This is a genomic window from Pseudoalteromonas sp. CO109Y (genome assembly GCF_004208935.1).
In the GTDB taxonomy this organism is placed as follows: domain Bacteria; phylum Pseudomonadota; class Gammaproteobacteria; order Enterobacterales; family Alteromonadaceae; genus Pseudoalteromonas; species Pseudoalteromonas shioyasakiensis.
In genome coordinates this window covers 22,936-37,030 of the sequence record NZ_SGPD01000011.1, presented here as the reverse complement: position 1 = coordinate 37,030, position 14,095 = coordinate 22,936, and the positions used below count along the sequence as shown (strand labels likewise).

Here is a 14,095-nt window from a genome sequence, read left to right as displayed (position 1 = left end):
TTTTATAAACTACGCTGTTTTTTATCAAGGTATTTTCTAATCGCTTTGGCTGCAACAAAAAAGCCAAAGCTGCCTGTCACCATGGTTGCAGAGCCAAAACCATTATTACAGTCCATATTCATTGAACCATCTGCACCTTGTTTTGCTTGGCAAACCTCACCTTCAGAGGTTGGATATACAAGCTGCTCTGTAGAATAAACACAATCGACGTTAAATTTTCGCTTTGGATTGCTACTAAAGTTGTACTGTTTTCGCAAAATATAACGTACTTTTGCAAGCAATGGATCATGGGTTGTCTTTGCAACGTCACCAAAACTGATTTGACTAGGGTCGGTTTGCCCGCCTGCGCCTCCGGTGGTAATAACCGGTAGTTTTATGCGTTTACAGTGAGCAATAAGCGCAGCTTTTTCTTTGACCGCATCAATACAATCAATCACATAGTCAAAACCTTGAATATGCTCACGAATGTTATCTAGCGTAATGAAATCGTCAATAACATTAATTTTGATATCTGGATTTATAAGCTCACAACGTGTTTTCATCGCTTCTACTTTTGCTTCGCCTACGGTGCCAGTTAAAGCATGAATTTGACGATTAACATTGGTTGCACAAATATCATCTAAATCAATGAGGGTTAGTTGCCCGACACCCGTTCGAGCCAATGCTTCAGCAGCCCAACTCCCTACGCCACCAATACCAATGACACAAAAATGTGCTTGTTGTAACCAATCAAATTGTTGATGGCCATATAAACGTTTAATGCCACCAAAACGGATGTCTTGTGTTGTTTCTTTCATTTACCAATCCAACGTCCAAGGAGCTGTCCACTCTTTGAATTCGTCTGAGTTAAAAACTTCATTAAGATGAGTACCTAAAGTGTAATCACATCGATACTCTTTAAGCTGCTCTTTATAGCTAAATTGTAGTGCATAGGCATGCAAGTTTGTGCGCTCGTCTTTACTTCCAGCATAGGTACTATCACCTAGAATTGGAGCGCCTAAGCTTTTCATCGCGACTCTAAGCTGATGTGTCTTACCAGAGAATGGCTTTAACAAGTATGCACGAAGCCCTGGTCGAATACTTTTTGAGTAAAAGCGTGTGATAGCAGGATTCGTTTGGCTCTTTAACAGCTTAAATGCACCACGACGACTTTTCTGCATATCCCCTTTTATCCAACCTTGCTTTTTCTTAGGCTTAGCATCACTTACGGCTAGATAAAACTTATTTATTTTATGATCAGAAAATAGCGAAGTGAATTCAGCTGCTGCTTCTTTGTTACGGGCTAATATAATTAAACCTGATGTTACTTTATCTAGCCTATGAACCGGATAGAGCTTCTCATTAACAAGCTCTTCAGCAAGTACGACAAAACCAGCACATTGTTCACTATGAAAGCTCACACCTGCTGGTTTATAAAAAACAAAGAAGTCATCTTCACTGGCATGAAGATGAACATTATTTACATCATGCATTTTTAGTTGCCAAGCACTGCAATAACGCGCGCTAAGTCTTCAGGGGTATCTACGCCTGCTTGCGGTGCACACAGAGCTTTTGCGATTTTAATTTTGTGACCATGATAAAGTACGCGAAGCTGCTCTAAAGACTCTAAAAGCTCTAATCGAGATTCTGGTAATTCGATGTAGTCCTTAATAAAGCCAGCACGATAAGCATAAATACCAATATGGCGTGCAAAATCAGCAAGATTTAGCTTATCTCGGTCATCATTCATCATCGCATCACGGTGATAAGGGATTGGCGAACGCGAAAAATACAGTGCATTGTTGTCTGCATCGTTAATGACTTTTACACAGTTTGGATTAAATATATCATCAATCTCATCAATGCTGGTGCTCAAAGTCGCCATTGGCGCATCAGAATCAGCAAGTAGCATGGCAACTTGAGATACATTTTCGCTTGCCAATAAAGGCTCATCACCTTGCACGTTGACAACAATAGTGTCACTTTCAAGTTTTAACTGTTCAACAACTTCAGCTAAACGTTCTGTGCCTGATTGGTGATCTTCTCGTGTCATCAATACATTATCAGTAAACTTCTTTACTGCATCAAACACTATTTGATGATCAGTCGCTACATAAACTTGTGATGCACCTGATGCAACCGCTTTTTCATAAACATGTTGGATCATTGGTTTACCACAAATATCAGCAAGTGGTTTACCTGGTAAACGCGTCGATGCGTAGCGAGCTGGGATAACGACTACGAATTCCACTTATCAACCTCTTCTTGGCTTAATTCACGGGCTTCATTTTCTAAAAGCACCGGGATATCGTCTTTGATTGGGTACGCTAGTTTCGCAGCAGTACTGATAAGCTCTTGATTTTCTTTATCAAGACGTAATTTACCTTTACACACTGGGCAAGCGATAATTTCAAGTAATTTTGTATCAAAGGCCATTGAGGATCCCTTTTTGTTTTAATAATAAATTAAGTTTTTCGATAACTGCTGCTGTTGGCTTTGCATCAACAGGTAAATAATACCAATTTGGTTTAGCAAAACTAAAGCATTTAACTGCATCTTTTTCTGTCATAAATACAGCGTCATCTGCAAAATCGCTAAAGTCATTTGCTTGGTAGGCATAATGATCACGAAAATGATGAGTTGATAGTAAGTTAATGCCTTGCTGCTCAAGACTTATTTCAAAGCGTTTGGGGTTACCAATAGCACTGACCGCATGGCCTTTACCTTGAACTGAATTGGCAAGTTCTGAATTACTTACGGTACGAAATGGGCTTGATGCTAAATCATAGCGGCTTTGAGCGTTGCCACCATTTTCTATGACTAAATCAACCGATTTTAAGCGCGCTTTGGTTTCACGAAGTGGGCCTGCAGGCATTAATAAACCGTTACCAAATTGGCGTTCACTATCAACGATACAACATTCGATATCACGCGCCATTTTATAATGCTGCATGCCATCATCAGAAATAATGACATCGATATCATGTTGTTCTAATTTTTTTATACTCGCTTGTCGGTCAGGGCCAACCATTACAACACAACCTAGGCGGCGTTTAATAAGTACTGGTTCGTCACCAGCTTGCGCTGTACTCGTTTGTTCAGTCACTAACAAAGGATACGAATCAGACTGACCACCATAGCCACGGCTGATCACAGCCACTTTTAAACCTTGCTGCTGTAAGTACTCAGCAAGCCAAATAACAAATGGCGTTTTGCCGTTTCCACCCACGCTAATGTTACCAACAACAATGACTGGAAGATGCGCTTTAAATGCTTTTAATATATTAAGCTTATATAACAAAGCACGAAGCGTTGAGATAAGCCAAAAAAGAACACTGAAAGGTAACAGTAAAACACTGAGTAAGCCTGGCTTTTTATACCAGCTTTTTTCAATAACACTCACTACTGCTCACCAAATTGCATCTTACATAACGCACTATAGGTACCGTCTTTTTCAAGAAGCTCGCTATGTGTGCCCTTTTCGATAACTTGACCATGATCGATAACATAAATGCAATCACTGTTTTCTATTGTTGATAAACGGTGTGCTATCACAATCGATGTTTTTTCTTTCATTAAGCTATCAAGTGCTTGTTGGATCAGTTTTTCAGATTCAGTATCAAGTGCAGATGTCGCCTCATCTAGAATCAAAATAGGGGCATCTTTTAATATTGCACGTGCAATAGCTATTCGCTGGCGCTGACCGCCTGACAACATAACGCCGTTTTCACCCACCATGGTATCTAAACCTTCTGGTAAATCTTTAACAAACTCCCAAACATGGGCTTGCTTGGCAACCGCCATTAACTCCTCGTTTGTTAATTCGCGGTCGAGGCCATAGCAAATGTTATTCGTAATAGTGTCGTTAAATAAAACCACTTGCTGAGATACCAGTGCAAATTGCTTACGTAAGTCTGTCAGTTTGTAATCAGCAATGTTGACGCCATCAAGCAAAATTTCACTGTCACCTTCAAGCTCATAATAACGCGGTAATAAATTTGAGATGGTCGATTTACCTGAGCCAGAACGGCCAACCAATGCGATGCTTTCGCCGGCATTAATCGAAAGTGATAAATTCTTTAATACAGGCTCATCCTTCGTTGGGTATTTAAAGGTCACATTGTTCACTTCAATTTTCCCAGTTACTTTATCAACGCTGTATGTGCCAGTGTCTTTTTCTACTTCTTCATCTAGTACTAAAAAGATACTTTGCGCTGCCGAAATACCACGTTGTAAATCACTATTAACGTTAGAAAGTTGCTTCAGTGGGCGTAATAACATCATCATTGATGAAATAAGTAATACGAAGTCACCTGAACTGATGGTATCAATCATCGAAGGCATAGACACAACCCATAAAATCACGGCCATCGCGCTTGCTGCCAAAATTTGGATAACAGAAACGCTTAACGCTTTAGTTGCATCCATTTTAATGCGCTGCTGACGATTATGATTATTAATAGCCGAGAATTGCGATATCTCTTGCTGTTGACCACCAAAGCCATGAATCACCTTGTGACCAGATAGCATTTGCTCTGAACTGCGAGTTACTTGGCCCATAGCAGATTGGATTTTTTTTGAAATCATACGAAAACGTTTCGATACAAAGGCAACGATAACGGCCACCAGCGGAATAATGACTAAAAATATCAGTGATAGCTTCCAACTGGTATAAAACATATTAAATAGTAAGAAAACAACAAAGGCCCCTTCCCTTACAACAATTAACAGGGCTTTAGTAATGGCTTGTTGAACCTGCTCAGTATCAAAGGTGATTTTAGAGATTAAATCGCCATTTGAATTTTTATCATGAAAAGACACCGGCAGATGTAAAATATGTTCGAATAATTGTTGGCGCAACGTTCTTACAACTTGAGAGCCTACATAACTTAAACAGTACGACGACATATAGTTAAACATGCCACGACCTAATACCAATGCAATTACAACAAATGGTGCATAAGTTAAAACATCAGTGTTACGATCATTTAAACCTTCATCAATGAAGGGCTTCATTAAATTTATAAACAATGCATCCATGGCTGAATAGCCAATCATGCCTACAATGGCGAAAAACGCGATTAACTTATAATCACCCACATAACTGATTAATCGCTTATAGATTTGGGATGTAGTTTGATCCATAACACTCTCTTATTCATAGACTTCGACTATTGTAGCCTTTAGGGGGTAAAAACAAAACGTCAATCTTGTTCGAACCAATAACTTTCCTGCTCTCGCGCAAATTCTAAGCGATATTTATCTTCGTAAAATTTTATGCGTATATGGCCATATTCTGCCGTCGATAACTGCTGTATATGGTGTTGGTTATAACGATTTACAACTTCAGGATGAGGAAAGCGCCATTGCCCTTGATAAGCAGATGAATGGATAACTACTTCAGGGTTTACTGCACCTATAAATTTATAACTGGAAGAAGTATTACTACCATGATGGGGGCTTATTAAAATAGTCGCTCGTAAATCCTTCCCCGCTTCAACAAGCTGAGTTTCTGCCGCTGCAGATATATCCCCAGTCAGTAACACTGAGTAATTAAAACCCGTTACTTTTAATAAACACGACTGATCATTACGACTCGCATTTTCTACCTTTGCTGTAAAACTTCTGATATTAAGCTCATCAAGCTTGAGTGTTGTTGTTTTGCACTTATTTCCCAGCCCCTGAGGATGAAAGATAGCTAGAGTGTCTTGAAACCCTGCCATTTGCCAACTTGTTAAACCGCCAGAATGGTCGTTATCTAAGTGGCTTATTATTGTTGCGATAACAGATAACTGTTGTTTATTGATGTTGTTGAGTAATACACGGCGTACATAATCATAACGACCAAAGTACTGTGGGCCTAAATCATATATTATCGCTTTATTTTTGTGGCTTACCATCAGCATTAAGCCATGCCCTACATCAAACACATCTAACTGAAACTTAGCTTCTGGCTTTAATTCACTCTCAACGGCATATATACAAACAGGAATTAAGCACACATATTTATTTGGACTAAAGTACAACAGCAGAAGTGTTATGTAACTTATGATCAATAATGAAAAACTAAACTCATTGAGCGAGAACCAACGCCAGCCATTAGGGATAGAGAGTAGTAATTGATAACCATAATACAGCGCACTGTCGACGAGTGATAACAAACCAGAAACATCCAGTAGGCTAGAAACCAAACTATAAAAAATTAAGAAAGGCAATAACAGCACACCAACCAAGGGCACAGCAATAAGGTTAATCAATAAACCTATGACACTAGTGCCTGAGAAGTAATATAAGGATAGAGGCAGTAGACCGACAAATAAAGCGCACTGAACTTGCAGTAGCTGTGCAAATCGCTTTAAAAAACCAAGTGACAAATTAACTGTGTTTTTAGTCAGTAGAAAGATGATCGTAACGGCCAAAAAACTGAAATAGAGCCCAGGGTTCAAAAGTGCAAATGGGTCTATAAACAACACAACACTCAAGGCGTACAAAATTGAACGCCAACGCACTGGGTTTTTCCCTAGGTTATAAATAACAAGGTAACAGCCTAACATCAGCAGCGCTCGGCTTGCGGAAACTATAAAATCACTTAAGTAGACATAGACGAACGAGCAACTGAACCCTACAAAAACAAATAACTTATTTAATTGAATTGATTGGCTTACGCGTAAATGACTCATTCTTAACAGCCACTTACTACTATAAAAGCCGACTGCAAAGATAAGTCCGATATGAAGACCTGAAATAGCTAGTAGATGCGACAAGCCTAATTCACGTAAGTGTTTTCTATCTTCATAGCTTATTTTACTTTTGTCACCGGTTAAAAGCGCATAATAAAGCCATTGTAATTGGGTGCTTGCCGTCACTTTTTCAATATATGTGCGGTAACTCACTCGAAGCGAGTTATATCGATGATGATTTAAATTGCTTATCTCCCCTACGCTTCGGCCTTTATAAAATACTCGCTCAAGTAATGCTTGCCGTTCTCTATCAAAACTATAGAAATTTTTTACCGATCTGTAAGGTTTAAGTTTGAGTTCTGCGCTTAATTCATCTCCACGAGTAACAGGTTGATCTGAAGTAATGCTTAGCATTGCATTAGGAGCAGGTCGAATGCCTGTAGAGCAATATTCAATATTTTTCAGACTTGCTTTAATGTAATAAGGGCTTTGTTCACTGTATGTTTCAACTACCTCAAATCGAACTAATCGGCTTTGTTGATAATTGATTTGACAATCAGAGATTGAGTAAAAAATGAAGTAATGAAAAATCACTACTAAAATAGCGCAAATAAACCCTGACAATAGAGTTAAAAAAGGCTTAAAATAGGCACCTGCTAGCAATACAGCAAAACTCATTATATAAAACGCCGCAGTGCCAAATGTATATAGGGTGAAAAAACAGCCTATGACAAAGCCGCTGCATAACCAAATAGATGTAAATGGTTGCTTTAAATGGCTAAGAAAACGATCCAACGCTTTTTACCTGATCATAACAAGGTAAAAGAACACAAGTATTTAAGAATTTTTGGTCGTTTATTGCATGATGCCAATTTATGGCACTTAAATAGACGCTCAGCACGCGGTGCATTTGCTGTTGGTTTATTTTTTGCGTTCATCCCTGTTCCTTTTCAAATGGTTCTTGCAGCCGCCCTGGCTATTCCATTTCGAGTAAATTTACCGATTTCTGTTGCAACAGTGTGGATCACTAACCCACTGACCATGCCTCCTATTTTCTATTGTTCATATATTGTAGGCACCATTGCCCTTGCTCAACCACAGCAGCACTTCCAATTTGAACCAAGCTGGCAATGGTTTATAGATAGCCTTACAACAATTGGCCCTGCATTTTTAGTAGGTTCATTTATTTGTGCAACAGCTGCGGCAATCATTGGTTATTTTGGTACCGACATGCTTTGGAAACGTTCAGTCCGTAAAGCATGGATACATCGCCATAAAAAATAACTGATTTCAGTATAGACAAAAAACCCAGCTTAAAGCTGGGTTTTTTATTTCTTGCAAGAAAGCTATTTGCTTTGCATAAAGCTCTCTAATTGTACCAATCCGCTTAATTAAGTATTATTGCGGGTTGGTATTATTACTTCTTACGAAATACACGACGTGCTGCTGCAAATGGTAATAGCAATAATGCATACCAAGGGAAGCTTGCTGATTGACGCTCGTATTGTTCAATCTCTTCTGCAGGACATTCTTCAACAGAGCCATCAATTGGTGTTAACTTAACAGCCACTGCGACACTTTCATATTCGATATTGCCATTAACATCGACTACAACGTTACCGAATGAATCTGTCTTTTCAACAGTTTTAGTCGCAACACCGAAGATTTCATTATTGTTGTTAATTGATTTCGCTTCAGCAACCGTGTATTTAAAGCGAGTCTCACCATCGTCTTCATAACAAGGTAATAAATCGTTTAAGTTAACAACTGAATCTTCACCAATGGTGTACATGAAACCTTCACGACGACGGGTAGAAGTATTATAAATATCTGTTTCACCCTCACCAACAACAATACCATTATCATTGATATCGTTAGCTAATGAGCTTGAACTTGAGAAGTAATCCGTTGGGAAAACAACGCTATCGCTATTTTTATCGTAGTAGAAAAATTTTGTGCGCGTTGTACCGTCGATTCGCTTGCTCGCATAGCCAACAATAACATCGTCATTATTAACCGCTAAAGGCTGACCTGAAATCCAATCATCTTCTTGGTCGATAAATTCTTTTACTTCACCATTTTCGAAAATAACAGGCATAGTAATACGTGTGCTATTACTCTTATAACGCACATCAGACGTACCAACCACTAAACCATTTTCGTTGATCGCAAGTGCGTTACTACGGAACGCGAAATCTTCGTCATCTTCAGGCGTTAAACCTAAGCCATACATTTCTGTATTGGTAATGTTTAGATTAGTGTCTAATGTCCACTTAACAGCACGTTTATTATAAATACCCGTTGAATAAGTACGGTTGTACGCTTCTACACAGTCTGAAACTGGTTCATCTTCGCCGTCACAGTTATCAGTAATATCATCCAGTGGATCAACCGCAATATCAGTAGAGACAGTGCCTACAACTTCATAGCCATTTGCCGTTTTGATAATGTCATTTGCTGAGCTAATACCGCCGTAATCATCAAACTCTGGTGCAAGTTCAACTTTCACACCGTCTTCGCTGATAACAATTGCACGGCTAATGAAGTCTCTTAAAAAGTGGGTTTCTTCTTCGTCTTCATCTGTTTGAGTGAACGATGTTTTTTCGTAAGGTGCACTGCCCCAACCAACCATAACACCGTCATCTGTTACAGCATTTAGTAAGTTAGAAGTCGAGCGTGTTAAGCCGTCAAAATCAAGAGACTGTTCATCAAATAAAACTTGCTCTGAAGCACCTTCAGATGTGTAAAGCGTTGCAATTGCACTTGATAATTTTTGATATTCAGAGTCAGTTGAACGACCTGTTAAAAAACTTACCATAAATGCATGTGCATCAGCGTTTGTATATACCGCATCGTTATTCTCAATGTCATCAAGAGTAAATGTAATTTCTTTATCAATGAGTTCATACTGCTTTTTAGCTGTATCATAAGCATCTTTGATCAACGAATCTGTAAAATCGATATAAGAGACATCAACGGGTAATTTGTAAAGGCCATTTGCTAAGCCTATGATGTGACCGTTTTCACTAACATCTGTTACGTAGTTAAATTTAGCGCCATCAATTCCACCTAATTCTTCTAATTTATAGGTTGCGCTCATCGCTGAGGTACTTAGGGTGGCTAAAATACTGGCAGCGAGTAATTTGTATTTCATTTTAATCCTTACTACTGATTCTTTAAATCTTCGAGTTCTTCCCAGCGCTCAAAAGCGGCTTCAAGCTCAGACTCTAACTCGGCTAAATGGTTCAATGCTTCTGTTGTAATTGCAGCATCTTGCTTAAAAAAGTCAGGGTCATTAACCACAACTTGCTGAGCGTCTAACGCTTTTTCAAGTTGTTCCACTTTACTGGGTAATTCTTCTAATTCAAGTTTTAATTTGTAAGAGAGTTTATTACTTTTCTTTGGTGTTTTATCTTGGCTAACAACGGCCGGCTTTTCTTGCTTAATTTGTTGCTGTTGTTGTTTTTCTTGCTCAGCTAAATGAGCGGCATACGCTTCATAGTCGCTATAGCCTCCGACAATATCGGTGATCTTGCCGTTACCTTCAAATGCCCATACAGAATTACAAGTATTATCAATAAATTCACGGTCATGGCTTACAATCAGTACAGTGCCCTGATATTGGTTAATGATCTCTTCTAAAAGCTCTAAAGTTTCAATATCGAGGTCATTGGTAGGCTCATCGAGAACAATAATGTTAGATGGCTTTAAAAATAACTTTGCTAATAATAAGCGGTTTTTCTCACCACCTGAAAGCGCTTTTACTGGCGTACGCGCTCTTGCCGGTGGAAATAAGAAGTCTTGCAAGTAACCAAGCACATGACGTGAGCGCCCGCCCATCATAACTTCTTGCTTACCTTCAGCTACGTTATCTTGTACTGTAGCTTCTTCATCAAGCTTTTGACGATACTGATCAAAATAAGCAAACTCTAAGTTAACACCTTGCTTAACACTGCCGCTATCTGCTGTTAGGTCACCAAATAAAATTTTAAGCAGTGTTGTTTTACCAATACCATTTGGCCCAACAAGGCCAACACGATCGCCACGCATAACAAGGGTTGAAAAGTCTTTTGCGATGACTTTATCTTTAAATGCATGACAGATGTTTTTCGCTTCGAATACTAATTTACCTGAACGATCTGCTGTTTCAATATTGAAATCGGTTTTACCTACCTGATCAACACGCTGCTTACGCTCTTTACGTAACTCTTTTAAAGCACGTACACGGCCTTCATTACGCGTTCTACGTGCTTTAATACCTTGGCGGATCCACGCTTCTTCTTCTGCTAAGCGCTTATCAAATAATGCGTTTTGTGTTTCTTCTACTTTTAGATCATGCGCTTTTTGTTCAAGGTACGTCGCGTAATCGCCAGGGTATGAAACCAGCTTACCACGGTCTAAATCAAGAATACGGGTTGCAACTGCTCGAATGAATGCACGGTCGTGAGAAATAAAAACGATGCCGCCTTTAAACTCTTTTAAAAATTGCTCAAGCCAAATAACACTACTCATATCTAAGTGGTTGGTAGGCTCATCAAGTAGCAGTAAATCGGGTTCACTAACCAAGGCTCGTGCAAGAGCAACTTTACGTAACCAACCACCCGATAATGATTCAAGCTTGGCTTCTGGGTCTAGCTCTAAACGAGATAAAACGAGCTGAATACGGGTATCAAAACGCCAGCCATCAACCGTTTCTAATTGATTAGATAAACGCTCTAATTTGTTAAGCAATTTATCGTTATAGTCAGTTTGCATTTGATTACTGACTTGGTGATATTCTATCAGTAAGTTAGCGATGTCAGGCATGCCCTGCGCTACATAATCAAATACTGAGCCTGCCGCCCCTTTTGGTGGATCTTGCTCTAAACGAGAAATGCGAATACCGCCTAATTGGTTGATTTCACCATCATCCAATGTCACTTGGCCATCAAGCACTTTTAATAGTGTTGATTTACCTGCACCGTTTCGACCAACGATACAAACGCGCTCACCTGACTCAATAACGGCATCGGCATCATCTAGTAGCGGATGCGTACCATAAGCGAGTTGAGCTTTGGCTATTCTGATTAAATCCATCGTGATTACTACTCTTATTCTTTATTATCAGCAATAAATTGCGCTAATTGCTCAGCATCAAAAGGCCAAAATAATTTCTTGCCTTGATGAGATTCCACAACCGGAATACTGGTTTGGTAAAGTTCAATCAGCTGTTCACTGTCCATAATATCTTTTGCTACAAACGAAGCGTTTGTAGCAATTAATAATTCATCGGCCATTTCACACAGATGACAGCCATCAGTGTGGTACAGGGTAAAGTTAGCCATGGGTAATAAGCCAGCTATTATGAATTTGCTTATTACGTTTAAAATCTGGTGATAAAGTCTTGTCAGAAATGTTTTCTGCTTTTAAACCCAGACCCATTAGCCCTACTTCATCCATGCTAAAGCCACGCTTATTATTTGAGAATATAAGCGTACCGTTAGGGCTTAAAATTTTCTTAACCCAGGTAAGTAGTTTGATATGGTCGCGTTGTACATCAAACGCATCTTTCATACGTTTTGAGTTTGAGAACGTCGGTGGATCTAAGAAAATTAAATCATATTGGCCTTGTGCATACTCAAGCCACTTCAAGCAGTCTGCTTGCTCAAAACGATAACGGGTGTTACTGATATCATTCAGAGCAAAGTTTTCTTGCGCCCACTTTAAGTAGGTTTTTGACATATCAACCGTGGTAATGGCTTTAGCACCACCCACAGCAGCATGCACAGATGCGCTGCCTGTATAAGCAAACAAGTTTAAGAAACGTTTGCCTTGTGCGTTTTGTTGGATATAACGACGAGCTAATCGGTGATCTAAGAACAAACCAGTATCTAAATAATCAAATAAGTTTACTTTGAATTTAGCGCCAAACTCTTCTACTACTTGAGTACGATTTTGTCTTGCTACCTTGGTATATTGCTCTTCACCTTTTTGCTTTTTACGCACTTTAACTGCAATATTTTCTGGTGCTATCTTTAACTGCTCAGCGGTCAAGCTGATCACATCTTGCAAACGTTTTTGAGCCGTATTGTCATCGATTTCTTTCGGTGCAGCATATTCAAAAATAACCGCTGAATCATCGTATACATCAACAGCTACGTTATATTCTGGAATATCCGCATCATAAACACGGTAGCAGCTTACTTCATTTTGCTTTAACCAGTTCTTTAAATTTTGCTTATTTTTCTTTAAACGGTTTGCAAAGGCTGTTGAACCTTCAAAATTAAGAGCCGGCTTATCTTCTTTGCTAAGTTCTACTTGTTTATCGTCAAGTTGGTATAGATTTAATACAACATCTAAAGGGCCATTTTTAAACTTATAGCGTTTTAACTTAACTAACTTTAATAACTTAAATAAGCTTTCGTCAGTGCCAAGTAAAGCAAGTTTCCAATGATTAAAGTGCTTTTTGAAGCCAACACCTAAGCTACGGTGTAAGTTAACCAGCTCAGCCATTGAGCCTAAACGTTCACCATAAGGTAAGTTTGAAATCACCACACCAGGTAGTTTCGCAACTGAGGTTAACTTAGTGGCATCACTTTGTTTAAACTTAATCACATTACCAAGGTCAGCACGCTCTGCGTTTTCTTGCGCTTTTGAAATCACACTGGCGTCAATATCATGGCCAATAAGCCAAAGTTTAGGATCTGTAATTTGTGCAGTTAGTTCTGCTTTTAATTCTTTGTATTTTTGAATTCGGAAACTAGGCAGGCGCTCAAAGGCAAAACCTTCACGGAATAAGCCCGGCGCTTCATTGCGTGCCATGCTTGCAGCTTCAATTAAAATGGTACCAGAGCCACAACATGGATCGAATAAAGGTTGCTGTACGTTTTCAAGCCAACCACTTCGTTTCACAAGGGCTGCAGCTAAATGCTCTTTAATCGGCGCTTTGCCTTGATCTTGACGATAACCACGCTCAGATAAACGCGGGCCAGAATAATCGATATAAAGAGCAACACCTTGACGGTTCAACCTTGCTACAACACGTACATTGGCATTGTATTTATCAACATCAGGACGTTGCTCGAATAAATCCGCGAAGTAATCAACAATCGCATCTTTTACAACTAGACCTGAAAATTGCGTATTTTTTAAATCGTTATTAGTACCACTAAAGTCAACAGCAAAGGTTTGTTTAGGGCCAAACCACTCCTGCCAAGGCTGCAAGCGCGCAAATTGATAAAGGCTGTCTTTGTCTTTTACGCCTTCCTTTTCTTCTATCAGCATCATGATACGAGTCGCAAAACGGCTCGATAAACAAATCTTTTGTGCTAATAAGCTATCTGCTTCAAAACGTACAGAGCCCACGGTTTGTTTTGAGACTTCTGCACCTAGTGCTGTAAGCTCATCAACAAGTAAATTTTCTATTCCGATAGAAGTAAGTGCGATAAATTGCAAAG

General features: G+C 39.2%; 12 protein-coding genes. 1 reads left to right on the top strand and 11 read right to left on the bottom strand.

The genetic code is table 11. From position 1 onward, the window contains the following. Positions 1-2: 2 nt before the first annotated feature. From tcdA to EXT43_RS02945, 7 genes are read right to left on the bottom strand one after another with little or no spacing between them, the layout of a single operon-like run. The gene (gene tcdA, locus EXT43_RS02975; RefSeq protein WP_054561573.1) at positions 3-797 is read right to left on the bottom strand and encodes a tRNA cyclic N6-threonylcarbamoyladenosine(37) synthase TcdA; all 795 of its coding nucleotides are present in this window, start codon (positions 795-797) and stop codon (positions 3-5) included. Continuing rightward, the gene (locus EXT43_RS02970) at positions 798-1,472 is read right to left on the bottom strand and encodes a TIGR01621 family pseudouridine synthase (protein ID WP_063529407.1); all 675 of its coding nucleotides are present in this window, start codon (positions 1,470-1,472) and stop codon (positions 798-800) included. Positions 1,473-1,474: 2 nt separating this feature from the next. Continuing rightward, positions 1,475-2,230 carry a 3-deoxy-manno-octulosonate cytidylyltransferase gene (gene kdsB / locus EXT43_RS02965; RefSeq protein ID WP_130166313.1) on the bottom strand — a complete coding sequence of 252 codons (756 nt, stop codon included), beginning with the start codon at positions 2,228-2,230 and terminating at the stop codon, positions 1,475-1,477. Further along, entirely contained in the window at positions 2,218-2,415 is a 198-nt protein-coding gene (locus EXT43_RS02960; protein ID WP_036968654.1) for a Trm112 family protein, read from the bottom strand. The genes kdsB and EXT43_RS02960 overlap by 13 nt, the downstream gene beginning before the upstream one ends. Then, positions 2,405-3,382, bottom strand: a complete 978-nt coding sequence (gene lpxK / locus EXT43_RS02955) for a tetraacyldisaccharide 4'-kinase (protein WP_130166312.1) — start codon at positions 3,380-3,382, stop codon at positions 2,405-2,407. The genes EXT43_RS02960 and lpxK overlap by 11 nt, the downstream gene beginning before the upstream one ends. Then, positions 3,382-5,124 carry a lipid A export permease/ATP-binding protein MsbA gene (gene msbA, locus EXT43_RS02950; protein WP_054561577.1) on the bottom strand — a complete coding sequence of 581 codons (1,743 nt, stop codon included), beginning with the start codon at positions 5,122-5,124 and terminating at the stop codon, positions 3,382-3,384. Before msbA ends, lpxK begins: the two co-directional genes overlap by 1 nt. Positions 5,125-5,183: 59 nt before the next feature. Continuing rightward, the gene (locus EXT43_RS02945) at positions 5,184-7,337 is read right to left on the bottom strand and encodes a DNA internalization-related competence protein ComEC/Rec2 (protein ID WP_130166311.1); all 2,154 of its coding nucleotides are present in this window, start codon (positions 7,335-7,337) and stop codon (positions 5,184-5,186) included. Positions 7,338-7,433: 96 nt separating this feature from the next. Between EXT43_RS02945 and EXT43_RS02940 the strand changes: the two genes are divergently transcribed. Then, the gene (locus EXT43_RS02940) at positions 7,434-7,943 is read left to right on the top strand and encodes a DUF2062 domain-containing protein (protein WP_054561579.1); all 510 of its coding nucleotides are present in this window, start codon (positions 7,434-7,436) and stop codon (positions 7,941-7,943) included. Positions 7,944-8,076: 133 nt separating this feature from the next. On the opposite strand, the gene EXT43_RS02935 is transcribed toward EXT43_RS02940, so the two are convergent. Genes EXT43_RS02935 through rlmKL form a run of 4 tightly spaced genes read right to left on the bottom strand, consistent with a single transcriptional unit; the run spans position 8,077 to position 14,093 of the window. Beyond that, positions 8,077-9,813 carry a DUF3466 family protein gene (locus EXT43_RS02935; RefSeq protein ID WP_130166310.1) on the bottom strand — a complete coding sequence of 579 codons (1,737 nt, stop codon included), beginning with the start codon at positions 9,811-9,813 and terminating at the stop codon, positions 8,077-8,079. A gap of 11 nt (positions 9,814-9,824) precedes the next feature. Beyond that, positions 9,825-11,735, bottom strand: coding sequence for an ABC transporter ATP-binding protein (locus tag EXT43_RS02930; RefSeq protein WP_058585102.1), 1,911 nt, complete (start codon positions 11,733-11,735; stop codon positions 9,825-9,827). Between the two features lie 14 nt (positions 11,736-11,749). Beyond that, on the bottom strand, positions 11,750-11,983 hold the full coding sequence (locus EXT43_RS02925) for a glutaredoxin family protein (RefSeq protein WP_054561582.1): 234 nt from the start codon (positions 11,981-11,983) through the stop codon (positions 11,750-11,752). Next, positions 11,976-14,093 carry a bifunctional 23S rRNA (guanine(2069)-N(7))-methyltransferase RlmK/23S rRNA (guanine(2445)-N(2))-methyltransferase RlmL gene (gene rlmKL, locus EXT43_RS02920; RefSeq protein ID WP_130166309.1) on the bottom strand — a complete coding sequence of 706 codons (2,118 nt, stop codon included), beginning with the start codon at positions 14,091-14,093 and terminating at the stop codon, positions 11,976-11,978. The genes EXT43_RS02925 and rlmKL overlap by 8 nt, the downstream gene beginning before the upstream one ends. Positions 14,094-14,095 lie beyond the last annotated feature (2 nt).

Coding starts and splice junctions, on each gene's coding strand:
- EXT43_RS02940 (WP_054561579.1), top strand. CDS start 7,434: ATGGCTAAGAAAACGATCCAACGCTTTTTACCTGATCATAACAAGGTA.
- msbA (WP_054561577.1), bottom strand. CDS start 5,124: ATGGATCAAACTACATCCCAAATCTATAAGCGATTAATCAGTTATGTG.
- EXT43_RS02930 (WP_058585102.1), bottom strand. CDS start 11,735: ATGGATTTAATCAGAATAGCCAAAGCTCAACTCGCTTATGGTACGCAT.
- EXT43_RS02935 (WP_130166310.1), bottom strand. CDS start 9,813: ATGAAATACAAATTACTCGCTGCCAGTATTTTAGCCACCCTAAGTACC.
- EXT43_RS02945 (WP_130166311.1), bottom strand. CDS start 7,337: ATGAGTTTTGCTGTATTGCTAGCAGGTGCCTATTTTAAGCCTTTTTTA.
- EXT43_RS02925 (WP_054561582.1), bottom strand. CDS start 11,983: ATGGCTAACTTTACCCTGTACCACACTGATGGCTGTCATCTGTGTGAA.
- EXT43_RS02970 (WP_063529407.1), bottom strand. CDS start 1,472: ATGCATGATGTAAATAATGTTCATCTTCATGCCAGTGAAGATGACTTC.
- EXT43_RS02960 (WP_036968654.1), bottom strand. CDS start 2,415: ATGGCCTTTGATACAAAATTACTTGAAATTATCGCTTGCCCAGTGTGT.
- tcdA (WP_054561573.1), bottom strand. CDS start 797: ATGAAAGAAACAACACAAGACATCCGTTTTGGTGGCATTAAACGTTTA.